The following is a 15,001-nucleotide window of genomic DNA, read 5'->3' on the forward strand; positions in this document are numbered from 1 at the left end:
CGTCAGCCCCGGCCAGCAACTGATCGAGCAGATGGTCGGGTATCCGGGGGTCCTTGCGGCGTGCCATGCGATGTCTCCCTCATGATCATCGTAAGGCCCCACACGAAATTCCTGATAGTCCCGCACCATCCTGCCCTTCCTGCTCGCCGCGCCGCGCTATTTCTACGGGCAGATCGGCTTCGCCCAGGTGATGCAGATCGCGGCCGCCTGCGGCGCGGTGCAGGCCTGCCTCAACTTCTTCATCACGAGCTACGGCCAGATCGCCCAATGGCGCGCGACGACGGAGCGTCTCAAGCGCTTCCGCGCGGAACTCGACGCCCTGAAGGCCACGGCCTCCTCCGCCGTCGCAGCGGAGCGCAAGGGCGAGACCTTCGCCGTGCGCGACCTCGAGCTCGCCCTGCCCGACCGGCGCGTCATCACCTCGGGCGTGACCATGGAGGCCGCCGCCGGTGAGGCCGTGCTGATCAAAGGACCATCGGGCGCAGGCAAAAGCACGCTGCTGCGCGCGGTGGCTGGCATCTGGCCCCACGCCAGCGGACAAGTCTCCTTCCCCGAGGGCGACGTGTTCTTCGTGCCCCAAAAACCCTACATCCCGCTCGGAACCCTGCGGCAAGCAGCCTTCTATCCGGCAGCGCCCTCGGCCGACGACGCGGAGATCGCGCGGGTTCTCGAAGCCGTGCGCCTCGGTCACCTCGTGGCGCATCTCGACACGATCGACCAATGGAGCCAGCGCCTCTCCGGCGGCGAGCAGCAGCGCCTCGGCTTTGCCCGCGTGCTGTTGGCGAAGCCCCGCACGATCTTCCTCGACGAGGCGACATCCGCCCTCGACGAGGACACCGAGCGGCAGGTCTACACGCTGCTGCGGGAAGCCCCGTGGAAACCCACCATCCTCAGCATCGGACACCGTTCGACGCTCGCGCAGTTCCACGACAGCACCTTCGAGATGAAAACGGCTGCTTGAGAGTTTCGTCGTGCGCAATCGTGGGCGCGTCTCCACCAAACAGGGGACGCGCCTCAGACACCGCTGCGTTACGGTCGCCTCTCTGCCGAGACGGTCGCGAGGCCGCTGAGGCCGGAACTGTCCAATTCAACGGCGGCACGAGGCACGCTCATGAGCGGCATGTCGGCTTTCCTGTCCGGAGCGATCGTCGGATTCGCGATCACCATACCGGTCGGCCCGATGAGTCTGCTGTGCATTCAGCGGGCGCTGAAATTCGGCGCCCTTGCCGGATTCACGACCGGTCTTGGAGCGGCCACTGTTCTGGTCGTCTACACGACTTGCGTGGTGATGGGCTTCGGACCGATCATCACGACGGTGTTCGACAATAGCCATGCCGTCCTCTCGGCGATTTCGGCCTGCCTTCTCCTGTGGCTCAGCGCACGTGTCCTCGGGCGGACCATATCGCTGGCGGGATCCATCGCCGAACGATGCGGAGCCATGTCCTCCTATTGCAGCGCCGTCGCCTGCGCATTGTTCAACCCGCTGATGCCCGCCCTTCTGATCGCTGTGCTCCCGACGCTGGCCGCGCCGGAATCTGGTGGGGCGGTGAGCACGATCGCGGGCGTGTTTGCCGCGTCGGTGATCTGGTGGATCATCGTCAGCGGCAGTGTTGCCGCCCTGCGCTCGCGATTGAACGTCACGATCCTGAACCTGATCAACAAGGTATCCGGCTTGATCCTCGGTGCACTGGGGCTTCTGATGGCCGCGAACGCTTTCGACCTGAGCTTCTAATCCAGGCGCTCAGCGCCTTGCTCAGGCACTGCATCAGGCACGTTCGCACGCACCGGCAAAGCCATCTGCATCGCCAGTCGGATCAGCTCCGTTTGCCGAGACACGCCGGTCTTCGCGAAAATATGGTCCAGATGAGTCTTTGCCGTCGATGACGCGATGCCGAGGTGGCGCGCCGTCTCGGCGAGCGTATACCCGCCCAGGAGGCTTTCGAGGACACGCATCTCCGCCGCCGTGAGATCGAAGGCCTGGGCCAGAAGATCGACTCTGCCGCGATCGTTCGATCCGCCGATGAACACGGCGGCAATGGCTTCGGGGTGCAGCCGCGTGCGGCGGCTTCCCCCCGTCAGAGGCAGCACATGAGCGTAGAGCGGACATGCTCCGACGTCGGGAAGACGCACAGCGCTCCTCTGCCCAAGGTGCGTTTTGTCCCGCGCCGCGCGTGAGATCGCATCGCGCAACTCGCGACTGGCCGCCGGCGTGCCCGCCGCCAGGACGTTCCGTGAACTTCTGATCGGGCTGCCTCTACTCATCATCCGCTCGGCGGAGTGGTTCGCGTGCAGAATGCTCCCGCGCTCGTCGGTCAGAATGACGCCGCACAGGAGAGCGTCGAGCGCCTCGGCCATGCGATCGCGTTCGATGACCTGCACGTCCAGAATGCCGCTGATCGTCACCGCCTTGCGCAAGTGCGGCAACAGCAATCGTCCCATCTCGACTTCACGTTCCGTGATGATGCCTTGCCGCGCGTTCCGGCCCAGGCCGATCTCGGAGAACTGGCTGTGCGTGTACATCAGGAACATGTGCATGATGTCCACGATGCCCTGCGGCTTGAGGCACTCCTCCACGTAGAGCGATCTCTGAATGTATTCCGGGCTCAGGTGAGCCGAGGTCACGAACAGCTCGTCGATGGACGATTGGAGCGCCAGCCACTCCGTGAGCCGGGCGTTGATCTCAGCCACGTGCCGTTCCGATTTGAGCCGCAGCAGCTCGGGCTCCCATCCGACGGCCTTGTTGAGGAGGAAACGGTTCCGGTGAAGGTCGTTCAGGGTCAACGAGACGACGGCGCAGTCGAAAGTGTCGGCGACATCGGCGAGGGTTGTCTCCCAGGCGCCGGGATCGAGAGCGCAGTCATAGATCGCCCCGATCAAATCCGACAACCTGCGAGGCGAGAGGATCTCATCCACTGGTCATCGCTCCTGGCTGCCCTGTCAGGCCGAGTGCGCGACTCACGCTCATGACGAAGGACAGGCAGTATTCCGATGCGTCGTGGACCCGACAAGCCGCTAAGGCGCGGCACCTCCTTCGAGAGGCAGCCGCTTACTTCCGTTCCTTGTCGTATGGGTTCTGGCCCATGCGCAGCGACACGCGGATCGGGACGCCCGGCAGCTCAAAGGCCTCGCGGATGTTGTTGACGAGGTAGCGCGTGTAGCTCTTCGGCAGGGCGTCGAGCTGGTTGCCGAAGATGGCGAAGTGTGGCGGACGCGACTTCACCTGCGTCATGTAGCGGATCTTGATGCGGCGGCCCGACACGGCAGGCGGCGGATTGGCGTCGATGGCTTCCTGAAGCCACTGGTTGAGCTTCGCGGTCGAGATGCGCCGGTTCCAGGTTTCGTAGACCTGGAACACCGCCTTCATGAGCGGGTCGATGCCGCTGCCCGCGAGCCCCGAGAGCGGCACGACGGGCGCGCCCTTCACCTGCGGCAGCAGGCGCGCGGCCTTCTCCTTCAGCTCGGCCAGGAGGCCCGGCTTGTCGGCCACGAGGTCCCATTTGTTGAGGCCGATCACGAGGGCGCGGCCCTCCTGCTCGACCAGATCGACGATGGAGAGGTCCTGCTTCTCGAAGGGAATCGTGGCGTCGAGCAGCACCACGACGACCTCGGCGAAGCGCACCGCCCGCAGGGCGTCGGCGACGGAGAGCTTTTCGAGCTTGTCCTCGACGCGGGCGCGCTTGCGCAGGCCCGCCGTGTCGAACAGCTTCACAGCCTTTCCGCGCCATTCCCAATCGAGGGAGATGGAATCACGGGTGATGCCGGCTTCGGGCCCGGTGAGCAGGCGGTCCTCGCCCACCATGCGGTTGATGAGCGTCGACTTGCCCGCATTGGGACGTCCGACAATGGCCACCTGCAGCGGCTTGTTGGGGTCTTCCTCCTCTTCCTCCTCGCCGGGCACGGGGAAGTGAGGCATCAGCGCCTCGAAGAGATCGGCCATGCCCTCGCCGTGCTCGGCGGAGAGCGGAACCGGTTCGCCGAGACCCAGGGAGAATGCGTCGTAGGCGCCCGCCATTCCCGAACCGCCTTCCGCCTTGTTGGCGATGAGGATCACGGGCTTGCCGGAGCGGCGCACCATCTCGGCGAAGGGCCTGTCTGCGGGCAGGATGCCGGCGCGGGCATCGACCACGAAGAGGATGACGTCCGCATCCTCGATGGCGGCCTCCGTCTGGGCGCGCATGCGGCCGAGCAGCGACTCCTCGGTCGCCTCCTCCAGGCCTGCGGTATCGATGACCCGGAACTCCAGGTCGCCGAGCCGCGCCTCGCCCTCGCGCCGGTCGCGGGTCACCCCCGGACGGTCGTCGACAAGGGCCAGCTTCTTGCCCACGAGACGGTTGAAGAGAGTCGACTTGCCGACATTCGGCCGCCCGACAATGGCGACGGTAGGCGTCATGTCCCTGGTGCTCCGCCTTTACTGAGTGACTTGAACGGGGCCGCCCGCCACGAGAGCGGTGTAGATCGCAAGCCGCTGCCGCAGGGCCGGAGGCGTCTCACGGTCAGCCGCGATCTGGTCGAACCAGCGCCCGGCATAATCCATGTCGCCTGCCTTAAGGCCGGAAAGCCCCAGGAGTTCCCTGGCCGAATGGCGCCACGTATTGGCGGGCGCGGCCATGGGCTCGACAGTCTTGCGCAGCTGGGCCGGATCGGCGGTGTCGAGGCGCAGCCATGCGGCGCGCAGACGGGCCAGATCCTTCCAGAGCGCCGGAACGCCGGAATCGTTCGCAAGGGCGTCATAGGCCGCCGCGCCCTGCTCCGCGTTCTGCTGGCCGCGCTCGGCCGCCAGACGGCAGCGGGCGAGCAGGCCGTAGCCGGCGTCGCCTTCCTTCGCGAGCGCCGCGAGCGCCGCCTCGGCTTCCTGCGGCTTGTTCTCGTTGGAGAGCTTCAGGGCGTCCTCGTAGCGCGCGGAAGCGGCCTGGGCACGGGTCTCCTGCACATGCTCCCAGTAGCGCCAGCCGCCGACGCCGCCCACGATGAGGACGACGATCGCGATGATGAGACCGCTGTAGCGCTGCCAGATCTTCGCCAATTGGTCGCGGCGGTATTCCTCGTCGACTTCGCGAATGAACTCGTCGTTCCGATTCGTGGCCATCACCTCACGCGGCCGCAAGGGCCGCCTCCTTCAATCGAAGTGGGTCGCCTAGCATACACCCCCGCCCAAGGCGAGAGGTTTCACGCTCTCGTGGGCAGGACGGGCACGCCGATCAGAAGCGGATGAAGCCAGAGGACGAACGCCACATAGACGGCCGCGCCGATCACGACCGCCAGAAGGTCGTTGCGCCAGCCGGCGGGCGCGGCGGTTCCGCCGTGCTGCGCCGCCACGTCCCGACGCTTGGCGCTGATGCGGGCCATCACCGCCCAGACGAGGAAGGAGCCGAAGAGGAGAATGGAGCCCAGATCGCCGTTGGCGATCAGATGCGCGAAGGCCCAGATCTTCACGCCCGCCAGCATGGGGTGCTTGAGGCGGTGCTTGATGTGCCCTGGAAGATAAGCGGCGGCGATGCAGATGAAGGCGATCAGGACGAGCGGAAGGGCCAGGTGCCGCGTCCAGACCGGCGGGTCCCAGACCGGGATGTAGCCATTGGCCCGGTACTGCCCGAAGCCGATCACGATCAGGACGATCCCGGCGAGGGACAGGAGCGAGTAGAGTCCCTTGAAGGGCCCCTCCCCGATCCGCCCGATGGCGGCAGCGCGGGTCTGGCGCGCCATGCTGAACGAGTGGGTGCCGAGGAACAGGATCAGGCCCAGAACAAGCAGCGTCACATTAGCTCTCCCAAGGGTAGGACATGAAAGCCGCTCCGGTCTGCCTCGACCTCTCGGCAGACGGGCTCCCGGCCGAAGATAGTCACAGGATGATGTTCACATTCCTATAAGGCAAGTTTCGAACCGCCGATAAGCGCCTGCACTCGCTAAACTTTTAATAACGCGCATCTTGCAGCACGAAAATTTCCCGGGTACTGACCCCCATAAACTTCAGCATAGACTAAGGCGGAATAGTGTAGCGGCCCGAAAACGGCTAGCTACGCCGTAAGATCCAACCATAACTGTTTCATGAAGGGGGAGGCAGAAGGTGACCGCGCTCATCAAGCTTTCTCGCGTCATCGATGCGATCAACGAACGCGTCGGCAAAATCGCGGCCTGGGCGATCGTCGTGGCGATCCTGGTTTCAGCCGTCAACGCCATCATCCGCCGGGTCTTCGGCGTCTCCTCCAATGCCTGGCTCGAGCTGCAATGGTACCTGTTCGGCGCTGTGTTCATGCTCTGCGCCGCCTGGACGCTCATCGCCAACGAGCATATCCGCATCGATATCGTGTCCAGCCGCCTGTCCAAGCGCGGCCGGGACTGGATCGACATCATCGGCCATATCTTCTTCCTGCTGCCTTTCGTGGCGCTGATGCTGTGGCTCTCGATCCCCTATTTCGAGAAGTCCTACGCCTCGGGCGAGGTCTCCTCCAATGCGGGTGGCCTGCTGATCTGGCCGGCCAAGGGGCTCATCCTGCTCGGCTTCATCTCCATGTTCTTCCAGTGGATGAGCGAGCTCATCAAGCGGGTCGCCATCATGCAGGGCCGGATCGAAGACGTGCACGACCACAGCGGTCACGCCGGGGCGGCCGAGGCCGAGGCGGCGCGTCTGATCTCCGGCATCGCGGCCGAGAACGAACCTCCGGGAAACAGCAGCCGCTGACCCCGCCCTGACCTGATTTTCGGAGTTTTCGCCCATGGCTGCATTGATTGCCCAGAACCTCGCGCCGATCATGTTCGCGGCGCTGGTCGTGTTCCTTCTCCTCGGCTACCCGGTCGCCTTCGCGCTCGCGGCGAACGGCCTTCTCTTCTTCTTCATCGCGGTGGAACTCGCGCCTCTCGCGCCCGAGACCATCAACCTCTCCTGGCCCCTGCTCCAGGCCCTGCCCGACCGCGTCTTCGGCACCATGTCCAACGAGGTGCTGCTCGCGGTGCCGTTCTTCACGTTCATGGGCTACATCCTTGAACGGTCGGGCATGGCGGAAGACCTGCTCGACACCATCGGCCAGCTTTTCGGCCCGGTGCGCGGCGGCCTCGCCTACGCGGTCATCTTCGTGGGCGCGTTGCTTGCCGCCACGACAGGCGTCGTGGCGGCTTCCGTGATCTCGATGGGCCTGATCTCCCTTCCGATCATGCTGCGCTACGGCTACGACCGCCGTCTGGCGTCGGGCGTGATCGCGGCCTCGGGCACGCTCGCCCAGATCATCCCGCCCTCCCTCGTTCTCATCGTCATGGCCGACCAGCTCGGCCGCTCGGTGGGCGATATGTACGAGGGCGCGTTCCTCCCGGGCCTGATTCTGACCGCGCTCTATGCCGGTTACATCATGCTCATGTCGATCATCTTCCCGAAATCGGCTCCCGGCCTTCCGCCGGAGGCGATCGGCTATCGGGAGCCCAACGGCGCGCGCGGCGTCTGGCAGCTCGGCATCCTCGTCGTCTTCTCGGGGCTCGTCGGCTATTACGTGCTGTCGCAGACCAACACCAAGGCGGGCGCGGATTTCGTGATCCTCACGATCTGCGTGGCGACCGTGGTCGCGCTCATTTGCGCCCTCATGAACAAGATGCTCGGCGCAAAGCGCATCACGATCTCGGCGGCTCTCGTCGCCATACTCGTGGGCGTCTACTACGTGCTGCACACGCAGGGCCATGAGAACTTCGCGCTCACCATGGAGATGGTTCTCGCGGGTGCGATCTACGCTCTCATCGTCGGCCTCGTGGAGCGTTTCTCGGGCCTTCGCCTCATGTCGAACATGGCGCAGCAGGTCACCTTCGTCATGGTGCCTCCGCTGCTGCTCATCTTCCTCGTGCTCGGCACCATCTTCATCGGCCTCGCCACGCCGACAGAAGGCGGTGCCATGGGCGCTCTCGGCTCGGTGATCCTCGCCCTGGTCAAGCGCAAGCTCGACAACAACCCGAACCGCTTCAACTTCACGATCCTCCGCCAGGCGACGGAAGCGACGGCAAAACTCTCCGCCTTCGTGCTGTTCATCCTGATTGGCGCGCGCGTGTTCTCGCTCACCTTCTACGGCGTGAACGGCCATCTGTGGGTGGAGCACCTGCTGACCTCGCTCCCGGGCGGGCAGATCGGCTTCCTGATCGTGGTCAACGTCCTGGTCTTCTTCCTGGCGTTCTTCCTCGATTACTTCGAACTGGCCTTCATCATCATCCCGCTCCTCGGCCCCGCCGCGGACAAGATGGGGATCGACCTGATCTGGTTCGGCGTAATCCTCGCGGTGAACATGCAGACCTCGTTCATGCACCCGCCCTTCGGCTTCGCCCTGTTCTTCCTGCGCTCGGTGGCCCCGAAGGTGCCCTATATCGACCGCCTGACGGGCAAGCGCATGGAGCCGGTGACCACGGGCCAGATCTACCAGGGTGCGATCCCCTTCGTGATCATTCAGCTGATCATGGTGGGGTTGGTGGTGACCTTCCCGCAGATGGTCACCCACTACAAATCCGCTGGCCCCGCCGTCGATCCGGCCGCGGTGCAGAAGAAGCTCGACGAGCTTCTGGTGCCGGGTCTCGGCGCCCCTGGCGGCGGACTGCCCGGCCTGAACTTCGACGAGCCGCCGAAGATCCAGTAGGGCGGCATGCTTCGGAAACGTGAAAGGCGGGCCAAACGGCCCGCCTTTTTGTTACGCGGCATTGCCGCCGAATGCTCTTACCGTCATCCCCGGGCTTGTCCCGGGGATCCACATCGTCGAGGCCCGGCGTTTCTCAAGACGTGGATGGCCGGATCAAGTCCGGCCATGACGAGAGAAGGACATGCATGAGAGAGCCGATGCGTTGAAAGCCTGCCCCTAGCGGACTGCCGCCTCGTATTGCTCCGGCTTGAAGCCGATGAGAAGACGGCCGCCCTGTTCGAGCACGGGGCGCTTGATCATCGAGGGCTGGTCGAGCATGAGCGCAAGGGCCTTGCGCTCGTCCAGATCCGCCTTGTCGGCGTCAGGGAGTTTGCGGAAGGTCGTGCCGGCGCGATTGAGAAGCGTCTCCCAGCCGGCATGGCGGACCCACCCCTCGAGACGCTCGCGGTCGATGCCCTGAACCTTGTAGTCGTGGAACTCATAGGCGACGCCCTTGGCATCGAGCCAGGCGCGCGCCTTCTTCATCGTGTCGCAGTTCTTGATGCCGTAGAGCGTGACGGTCTGCTTTGAGGCCATCCTGATTCTCCCCCGAACGTTGCGCCGCTTTCCTAGCACGACGACTTGCTGCGAAAGGAACAGAATGCTATTTACGATATATCGTTAAGTAGAGAGCTCGCATGTCGCTGTACCTTAGGAAGCGTCGGAACATCTGCGCACTTGTCCTTGCATCAACGGCCTATCTGGGCCTTCAGGCTGGAACAGAGGTTAAGGCTCAGATGCTGAACCGCACGCTCTTCCTCCAAGCGTGCCTGAAATCAGCAGGCGACCAACCACCAGAGGCGGTCCGGCAATACTGCAATTGCACGGCGGACGGAGTGACGCCTGAGATGCTCGCAGCTTTTCAGGGAAGTACGCCGAATTTCACCCCCGAGGTTAAGGCCTCTTTAGATAGGCTCATGGAGAGCTGTGGACGCAAGGCAGGGTTCCCGCCCGTCAAGAACTAAAAAGCCGCGCAGAGCGCGGCTTTCTCGACTCTTACTCCCACTCTATTGTCTATTCATCGCATAAGCTATTGAAATATAGATGTAATTTTCTCGTTAGATCAAACAATCCCGTCGCAGATACCGTCAAAAATCTATCCTTTTGATTCTAAAGGGAAAACCACGGAATAAATCTTTTCTGAGATTTCGCCGTCTATCGGGAGCAATTGGACGACTCTCGGGTTTTGGTGTCAAAATTAAACCGTACCGCTTTTCCCCACAAATACCATCAGCAGAGCGTCGCTATGGAATTGCGCGGCGCTGAGTATCCACGGCGATGCGCCAGCCCCGATTTATATAGCCTTTGCTCTCACTGGAGAGGCGTTTCCGCAGCCCTTCTTTGCGCTCAAAGTCGATCTCTATCAGCCCGTCACCGACCTCCCGTAGAGGGGCATGCTGTCGGGCGGCCGCGAAGCGCGCGAGCAAGCTATCATCAGTCAACAGGTTTTCACGTCCGGAGATAGCCGCCGCCAGGATCATCATATCGTTTACGGAATTGCGGAAATTGGCTTTCACGTTGTTGTGCTGGACGAAATCCCACAGAAGCTGAATCCCGATCTCCGCCGTTTGCGGGACCAGCGGGACGCATTCTCGGATATGTTCACACAGATATGCGAAACGCGGCCGCAGCTTCTTCTGCAGCGGCTTTTCCAGAGACGACAGAATGTGCCCAAACGCAGGTACATTGCGGTCATTGATAATCGCGGCCGTGGCTCGGCTATTGAATTCAATGAGTTGTGGGTAATCAGCTCCGAAGTCGAGAACCAGCCTTTGGACCGCGCCACCTTTCCAGTTCGCAGGCGAGATTGACGGGGCGCCAAAATGCCGGCCAGCCTGGTATTTGATGTAGTAACGGAACCGGGTTGTCGAATTTGGGTCATAAACTTCCAGAAATTCGTGGGCGGCAACGGACGAAATGCGTGCGCTACTCACTGCAATTCCCCGACCCTTATACGCATACGACAGAATCTGGGTATCAATCATCATCGTTAGGCACGTCCATCCTTCAGAATCTTCTTACCCTCTTCCAGAAACCCCGGCAGAAATTTCTCCATTTCTTCTATGAACTCCTCCGGCTTCTCTTTGCGGAGCCGTTCCGTATGTTCGAGGAAACCTGACAGCAGGCCCTTTATCTCATCCGGGAAGCTCTCTAGTCGCCTAAGCATCTCCAGCCCGCTTTGCGCATAGCCGAGAAACTCGGCGTTTCGTTCCACGATCTCAGCCAGCATCTCGTTGTTGATGCGTTCGCTTGGCGCGAGAAATTCCCCGTCGACCCAGTCCACATAAAGCGAGGCGTTCTTGGCCCGGTTCGACGTATCGTGAAATTCGCTCTGGGTTTGCCTGAACGCCTCCATGACAGCCTCCCAGTCACCACGGGCTTTCGCATCTGTTTCTGCGGCTGAGCTCTTCAGCATGGACGCATTGGATCTGTTCTTGGCAGCATGACGCCCGAAGGCGGCGAGCACCTTCTTCTCATCGACTTCGAACCCAAGAACCAGACTGGCCGCCCAGGCGCCGAGGTTGTTGACCTTCGAGCATTCCTCGAGGGAGATCTGGCGGAGGCAAAGGGCACGTGCTACCGCGCCAGCTTTCGCCAGAAGCTCCGCCTCGCAAAAAAGGCGCTCCGCATTATCAAATGTCTTCTCGGCGCCACGGACGAGAACCCCCAAAGGTGCCTGTTCGCGCTTCGCAGCCTTCTCTCCCCTGCCTTCCTCTTCGATACAGTTCATTCTCGTTCCTGCGTATTGTAAGCAGAATTACTTTAGCTACTCCACGCGTTTGCCGTCGAGACAGGAATAGCACATGACTGCTGCCGAGTGGACGCCGGTATTCGTCCTGCCGAATATTCCGCTGGAAGCTGCCATCGGCTGCGCGATCGCGGCGCTCGCCCCCGCAAATGACCCTCGCGTTGCAACCCTCAAACGGGCGCATCCCTCGTTCAGACGCTTCCTAAACCGCTTCGCCGATAACTTCGGAGAGAAGTTTGAGCCCTCGGTCCTGATCCTGAATACGACAGCGCCGCCGATCTTTCGGGACGTGACGGCGCTGGCGAGCTTCCGCGACCTTATCGCGCTCTCGGCAGTGACACACGGTCGCGCGCTGGAGCTCCGACATCCGCGTGGGCACCGCGTGCTCTTCGGAGAGGCCTTCGCCATCTACCCTTGGATGCTCGACCGACACTATCAGGATGTGATCGGCAGCACGCCGGCCATCCTCGGTACGCATGAGCTTTCTCGCTTCAAGGGCCAATCGTCGCCGGCCCTGTTTCGCACGTCGCTTGGCGAAAGCGATATTGACCAGCCGCTCCTTGCCGCGCTCATGGCGCGCTGGCGTCGACGCTACGAAGCGGCAGAGCCCCCCTGGGAGGACGTCGCGCTGATGCGCTCGCTCAACATGGCGTATCACGCCTCCCTTTTGCCAGCCGGGACAGACACCACGTTCTACGACGTCGGGCGGGTAGTCTCCCTCTGGGTCAGCGCTTTCGAGATTCTCGTGCATCCTGGCGGAAGCGGCCAGGCCAACCGGGATAAGGTGTTCGAAATGATCGAGCGGACGCCCTGGGCGGTTTCGGAGAGCAGCCAGCTTGTCCACGACACAGGCGGCAAGACCAAGGTGAAGCGAACATTGGCGTCCTGGCTCTACCAGGTGCTCTACGAGTGCCGGAACGACTTCCTTCACGGCAATCCCGTTAACCGCAGCAATCTCTTTCTCCCCACACCGCAGCGGACGATCTTCGAATATGCCGCACCGCTCTACCGCATCGCGTTGACTGCGTTTCTCCCGCTCACATACGGGATTCCAATGCCATCGGCCGAAGACGAGCGCGCGTTCGGCGCCTACATTGCCGGTCACATGGACTTTATGGGGCCGCAGAATTCCACGGAGGAAGCGCTCCTGACTGCGATGCGCCCGCCCTCAGGCCGCACCGAACGCCGCCCCCGCGTTACTCGCCCTGCTCCCTAGCATCGGCGCCAGCGTCCGGCTCCGCGATTAACTCTTCCGCCAGCTCCGAAAGCCACGGCGAGACATCCTCGATCTGCACCGCTCCGGCGTGGACCGCATAATAGTCCCCGACCGTCCGGAACGCCTCGCCAAAGCGATCCGCGAACGTGTTTTGCAGCTTGTAGTTCCGGCTAAGCACACTCGACAGGGCGCGACCGCCCCGCAGGAATTTGAGCGCATGCTCGGTGCCGAGAAGGTAGAGATATTTTCGTTTCGCCGTCGGATGCTCAGCGAGCAACAGATAATCCTTGAACACGGAATTCTGGCGGATCGACTCCGCGCCGCCTCGCCACCGAATGAATTTGAACTCGGCGATCCGCAGGTTGGTCTCCAAGTCGAAGTCGCGCCCGGTGTTCCCGGCGCCGAGTGACACATATTCGACCCGCTCGTCCGGTTCGAGGATATGCGGAAGGCAGAGCAGGATGCCGAGCGCATGGATGGTCACATTGATCTGCCCGGCCAGGCGCTTCATCTCGGCGGCCGCGGCCAACGCCTCCCGGCCCACGCCAGCGCCTTCGAGAAAGCCTGCGCAATCCTTTGCCTCCATGCCGCGCACCGCGCTCTCGATCCGCGCAAGCGTCTGCGTCAGGTCGCAGCCTGTGAACCGCAAGAGCAGTTCGCGAATATCCGCGGGATTCGTCATGAGTCCGCTTGGCCGGCGACACGGAGCCGATCGATCTGATTGTAGTTGATCACCGCCGGGTCGGCGCCGATCACCGGAAATCGGCTGACCACGTAATGCACGACCTTGTCCATTCCCAGTTCCTGTTTTAGCAGATGTTCGCGGCCACGCTCCTTCTTCAGGGCGCGCGCGTAGCAATTCGTCAGTAACCGGTTATATCGGACGAACAGCGCGCGCTCAGCCTCAATCTTTGAGAGATCAATCCAGTTATTCTTGCACTGGATATTAAAGATGACGCCGCCGCGCGTGGCTACGACATCGAATTCCTTCCGATTGATCCGTTTGATGTCCGTCACGGTGAAGCCCATGCGGTCGAGGTCGCGCTTCACCATGTCCTCGAAGATGAAGCCTGCATGGATCTGGAAGCGCCGGCGGCTACCCAGGTGAACATTCTTGAACGCGTAGAGGAAGCGCGACAGGAGATTGACGTTCGAGACGACCCTGTCGCCGAGGTCCAGGAACGGCTGATAGGCATTGGTGTTCGTCGCATAGTCCGAGGGCTTGTTGACGAGGAGCGTCTCAAGCTCGGCCGGGTCCAGCTCGGACTGCGCGTGCAGCATTGAACGGAACTTTTCCTTCTCGATCTCGACGTAATAGTCGTCGCGGCAATGGCGAGCAAAGGCGACCACGAGCAGGCCCATGGCTGAAAAATCGGAGTCCTTCAGGCCGAAGACCTCGTAGGCCGCCCCGATCAGCTTCACGCCGTTGCGCAGTTCGGCGGCCGAAAAAATCTTCCGCCGATCCAGCGCCTCCATGGCAGGCATCGTGAACTGATCGCCGCGCAGCTCAGCCATCACATGGATCGACGCGCGCTCCGGCTCAAGAAAATAGTCATCCAAGGTCTCGAAGCTGTGGCTAGCCATTGTGCCGATTTGGTCAACCTCCAGACTGAAATCCGGCAGGGCCTCGAGCAGCGCAAGCTTTTGATGGAAGCCGGTGATGGCAATGCAGCTATGCTCGACCTGCGGCATGAGAACGGTCAGCGCGTCATAGGGCTGGAGAACGAGCGAGCCGGAGCACGCGTAGGGCATGGTGTAGAGCAGCGAAACGAAGTGCCGCCGCCGCGACTGAAAATAGTCGACGGCGCCGCCGATCGTGTCGAGCGTGATACTTGCGCTACAAGCGTCGAGGCCGTGCTGAGCAAAGGCCGCCCCCATAGCGCCGGCGTAGAGCATGACCCGCGTGAAGCGAGAGATGACGGACGGCTCGAGATGGGGCGCGAGCGCCTGGCGCACTGCCAGCCATGTCGGCCCCGGGTTTGAAACAAACGCATCGTCAAGTCGGATCGCACACAACCAGGCCCGGAGCCGATCGTCGGCGACCCCGAATTTTGGGAGATTGATGAACTCCTCCACCGCTCGGATCGTCTCATGCCATGCGGCCACGGCGTCATCGCGTCGATATTGGGCGAGAACGGAGAGCACGCTGTTGCCGTGTGCGGACAGTTCGCTCTCAATCAGAGCCTTAGCCTTATCCCCCGCAATTACCCTCCTCGCGTCCAATAGTGCCTCCGTGATAGTTACGCACAAGCCGGTTTGACCCGATGATCTTGCTCCTTAGAACCACGGAGAAGACTATGTGCTGCAGTTCAAGTAAACCATCTTTCCACCTTTCAAAGCCCGTTTTCACCTAACGTAGGCGGCCTAACTGTCGTAGCTCTCTGCTCTTCGTCTACT

Annotated in this window: 14 protein-coding genes; 5 read left to right on the forward strand and 9 right to left on the reverse strand. The window is 62.3% G+C overall.

Annotation, left to right across the window (positions count from 1 at the left end; genetic code table 11):
- Positions 1–190 precede the first annotated feature (190 nt).
- Together ACS5Q0_RS13225 and ACS5Q0_RS13230 are read left to right on the forward strand one after the other, a co-directional pair.
- Positions 191–961 carry an ATP-binding cassette domain-containing protein gene (locus tag ACS5Q0_RS13225; protein ID WP_473127213.1) on the forward strand — a complete coding sequence of 257 codons (771 nt, stop codon included), beginning with the start codon at positions 191–193 and terminating at the stop codon, positions 959–961.
- 150 nt (positions 962–1,111) lie between these two features.
- Positions 1,112–1,732 carry a LysE family translocator gene (locus ACS5Q0_RS13230; protein WP_473127109.1) on the forward strand — a complete coding sequence of 207 codons (621 nt, stop codon included), beginning with the start codon at positions 1,112–1,114 and terminating at the stop codon, positions 1,730–1,732.
- Here ACS5Q0_RS13230 and ACS5Q0_RS13235 read toward each other — a convergent pair.
- The 4 genes from ACS5Q0_RS13235 to ACS5Q0_RS13250 all read right to left on the reverse strand — a co-directional run bounded on the left by ACS5Q0_RS13235 (position 1,729) and on the right by ACS5Q0_RS13250 (position 5,757).
- Positions 1,729–2,913 carry a helix-turn-helix transcriptional regulator gene (locus ACS5Q0_RS13235; RefSeq protein ID WP_473127110.1) on the reverse strand — a complete coding sequence of 395 codons (1,185 nt, stop codon included), beginning with the start codon at positions 2,911–2,913 and terminating at the stop codon, positions 1,729–1,731. The genes ACS5Q0_RS13230 and ACS5Q0_RS13235 overlap by 4 nt on opposite strands.
- Positions 2,914–3,046: 133 nt before the next feature.
- The gene (gene der, locus ACS5Q0_RS13240) at positions 3,047–4,390 is read right to left on the reverse strand and encodes a ribosome biogenesis GTPase Der (protein ID WP_473127111.1); all 1,344 of its coding nucleotides are present in this window, start codon (positions 4,388–4,390) and stop codon (positions 3,047–3,049) included.
- 18 nt (positions 4,391–4,408) lie between these two features.
- Positions 4,409–5,086 (reverse strand): tetratricopeptide repeat protein, encoded by a 678-nt coding sequence (locus ACS5Q0_RS13245; protein ID WP_473127214.1) that lies wholly within the window; start codon positions 5,084–5,086, stop codon positions 4,409–4,411.
- Positions 5,087–5,166: 80 nt separating this feature from the next.
- Positions 5,167–5,757 carry an NnrU family protein gene (locus ACS5Q0_RS13250; RefSeq protein ID WP_473127112.1) on the reverse strand — a complete coding sequence of 197 codons (591 nt, stop codon included), beginning with the start codon at positions 5,755–5,757 and terminating at the stop codon, positions 5,167–5,169.
- Positions 5,758–6,064: 307 nt separating this feature from the next.
- Here ACS5Q0_RS13250 and ACS5Q0_RS13255 point away from each other — a divergent pair, with 307 nt between their 5' ends.
- Both ACS5Q0_RS13255 and ACS5Q0_RS13260 read left to right on the forward strand, forming a co-directional pair.
- Complete coding sequence (locus tag ACS5Q0_RS13255) at positions 6,065–6,679, forward strand: TRAP transporter small permease subunit (protein WP_473127113.1); 615 nt, start codon at positions 6,065–6,067, stop codon at positions 6,677–6,679.
- Between the two features lie 34 nt (positions 6,680–6,713).
- The gene (locus tag ACS5Q0_RS13260) at positions 6,714–8,600 is read left to right on the forward strand and encodes a TRAP transporter large permease (protein WP_473127114.1); all 1,887 of its coding nucleotides are present in this window, start codon (positions 6,714–6,716) and stop codon (positions 8,598–8,600) included.
- A gap of 216 nt (positions 8,601–8,816) precedes the next feature.
- Here the strand turns inward: ACS5Q0_RS13260 and ACS5Q0_RS13265 are convergent, their stop codons facing one another.
- The 3 genes from ACS5Q0_RS13265 to ACS5Q0_RS13275 form a co-directional block, all read right to left on the reverse strand.
- Complete coding sequence (locus tag ACS5Q0_RS13265) at positions 8,817–9,176, reverse strand: ArsC family reductase (protein WP_473127115.1); 360 nt, start codon at positions 9,174–9,176, stop codon at positions 8,817–8,819.
- A 707-nt stretch (positions 9,177–9,883) separates the two neighbouring features.
- Positions 9,884–10,627, reverse strand: a complete 744-nt coding sequence (locus ACS5Q0_RS13270; protein WP_473127116.1) for a hypothetical protein — start codon at positions 10,625–10,627, stop codon at positions 9,884–9,886.
- A 2-nt stretch (positions 10,628–10,629) separates the two neighbouring features.
- A complete protein-coding gene (locus ACS5Q0_RS13275) occupies positions 10,630–11,370 on the reverse strand; it encodes an AbiV family abortive infection protein (protein WP_473127117.1) in 741 nt (246 codons plus the stop codon).
- 73 nt (positions 11,371–11,443) lie between these two features.
- Between ACS5Q0_RS13275 and ACS5Q0_RS13280 the strand changes: the two genes are divergently transcribed.
- A complete protein-coding gene (locus tag ACS5Q0_RS13280; protein WP_473127118.1) occupies positions 11,444–12,604 on the forward strand; it encodes a hypothetical protein in 1,161 nt (386 codons plus the stop codon).
- On the opposite strand, the gene ACS5Q0_RS13285 is transcribed toward ACS5Q0_RS13280, so the two are convergent.
- Together ACS5Q0_RS13285 and ACS5Q0_RS13290 are read right to left on the reverse strand one after the other, a co-directional pair.
- The gene (locus ACS5Q0_RS13285; protein WP_473127119.1) at positions 12,585–13,286 is read right to left on the reverse strand and encodes a hypothetical protein; all 702 of its coding nucleotides are present in this window, start codon (positions 13,284–13,286) and stop codon (positions 12,585–12,587) included. The two genes, ACS5Q0_RS13280 and ACS5Q0_RS13285, sit on opposite strands and share 20 nt — an antisense overlap.
- Positions 13,283–14,827, reverse strand: coding sequence for a hypothetical protein (locus ACS5Q0_RS13290; protein ID WP_473127120.1), 1,545 nt, complete (start codon positions 14,825–14,827; stop codon positions 13,283–13,285). The genes ACS5Q0_RS13285 and ACS5Q0_RS13290 overlap by 4 nt, the downstream gene beginning before the upstream one ends.
- Between the last annotated feature and the right edge of the window lie 174 nt (positions 14,828–15,001).

This window comes from Microvirga sp. HS2 (assembly GCF_055792805.1).

What these genes read in the sequence shown, in the direction of transcription:
- ACS5Q0_RS13225 (WP_473127213.1), top strand. Translation starts at nt 191, where the DNA reads ATGCAGATCGCGGCCGCCTGCGGCGCGGTGCAGGCCTGCCTCAACTTC.
- ACS5Q0_RS13230 (WP_473127109.1), top strand. Translation starts at nt 1,112, where the DNA reads ATGAGCGGCATGTCGGCTTTCCTGTCCGGAGCGATCGTCGGATTCGCG.
- der (WP_473127111.1), bottom strand. Translation starts at nt 4,390, where the DNA reads ATGACGCCTACCGTCGCCATTGTCGGGCGGCCGAATGTCGGCAAGTCG.
- ACS5Q0_RS13245 (WP_473127214.1), bottom strand. Translation starts at nt 5,086, where the DNA reads ATGGCCACGAATCGGAACGACGAGTTCATTCGCGAAGTCGACGAGGAA.
- ACS5Q0_RS13260 (WP_473127114.1), top strand. Translation starts at nt 6,714, where the DNA reads ATGGCTGCATTGATTGCCCAGAACCTCGCGCCGATCATGTTCGCGGCG.
- ACS5Q0_RS13265 (WP_473127115.1), bottom strand. Translation starts at nt 9,176, where the DNA reads ATGGCCTCAAAGCAGACCGTCACGCTCTACGGCATCAAGAACTGCGAC.
- ACS5Q0_RS13270 (WP_473127116.1), bottom strand. Translation starts at nt 10,627, where the DNA reads ATGATGATTGATACCCAGATTCTGTCGTATGCGTATAAGGGTCGGGGA.
- ACS5Q0_RS13275 (WP_473127117.1), bottom strand. Translation starts at nt 11,370, where the DNA reads ATGAACTGTATCGAAGAGGAAGGCAGGGGAGAGAAGGCTGCGAAGCGC.
- ACS5Q0_RS13280 (WP_473127118.1), top strand. Translation starts at nt 11,444, where the DNA reads ATGACTGCTGCCGAGTGGACGCCGGTATTCGTCCTGCCGAATATTCCG.
- ACS5Q0_RS13285 (WP_473127119.1), bottom strand. Translation starts at nt 13,286, where the DNA reads ATGACGAATCCCGCGGATATTCGCGAACTGCTCTTGCGGTTCACAGGC.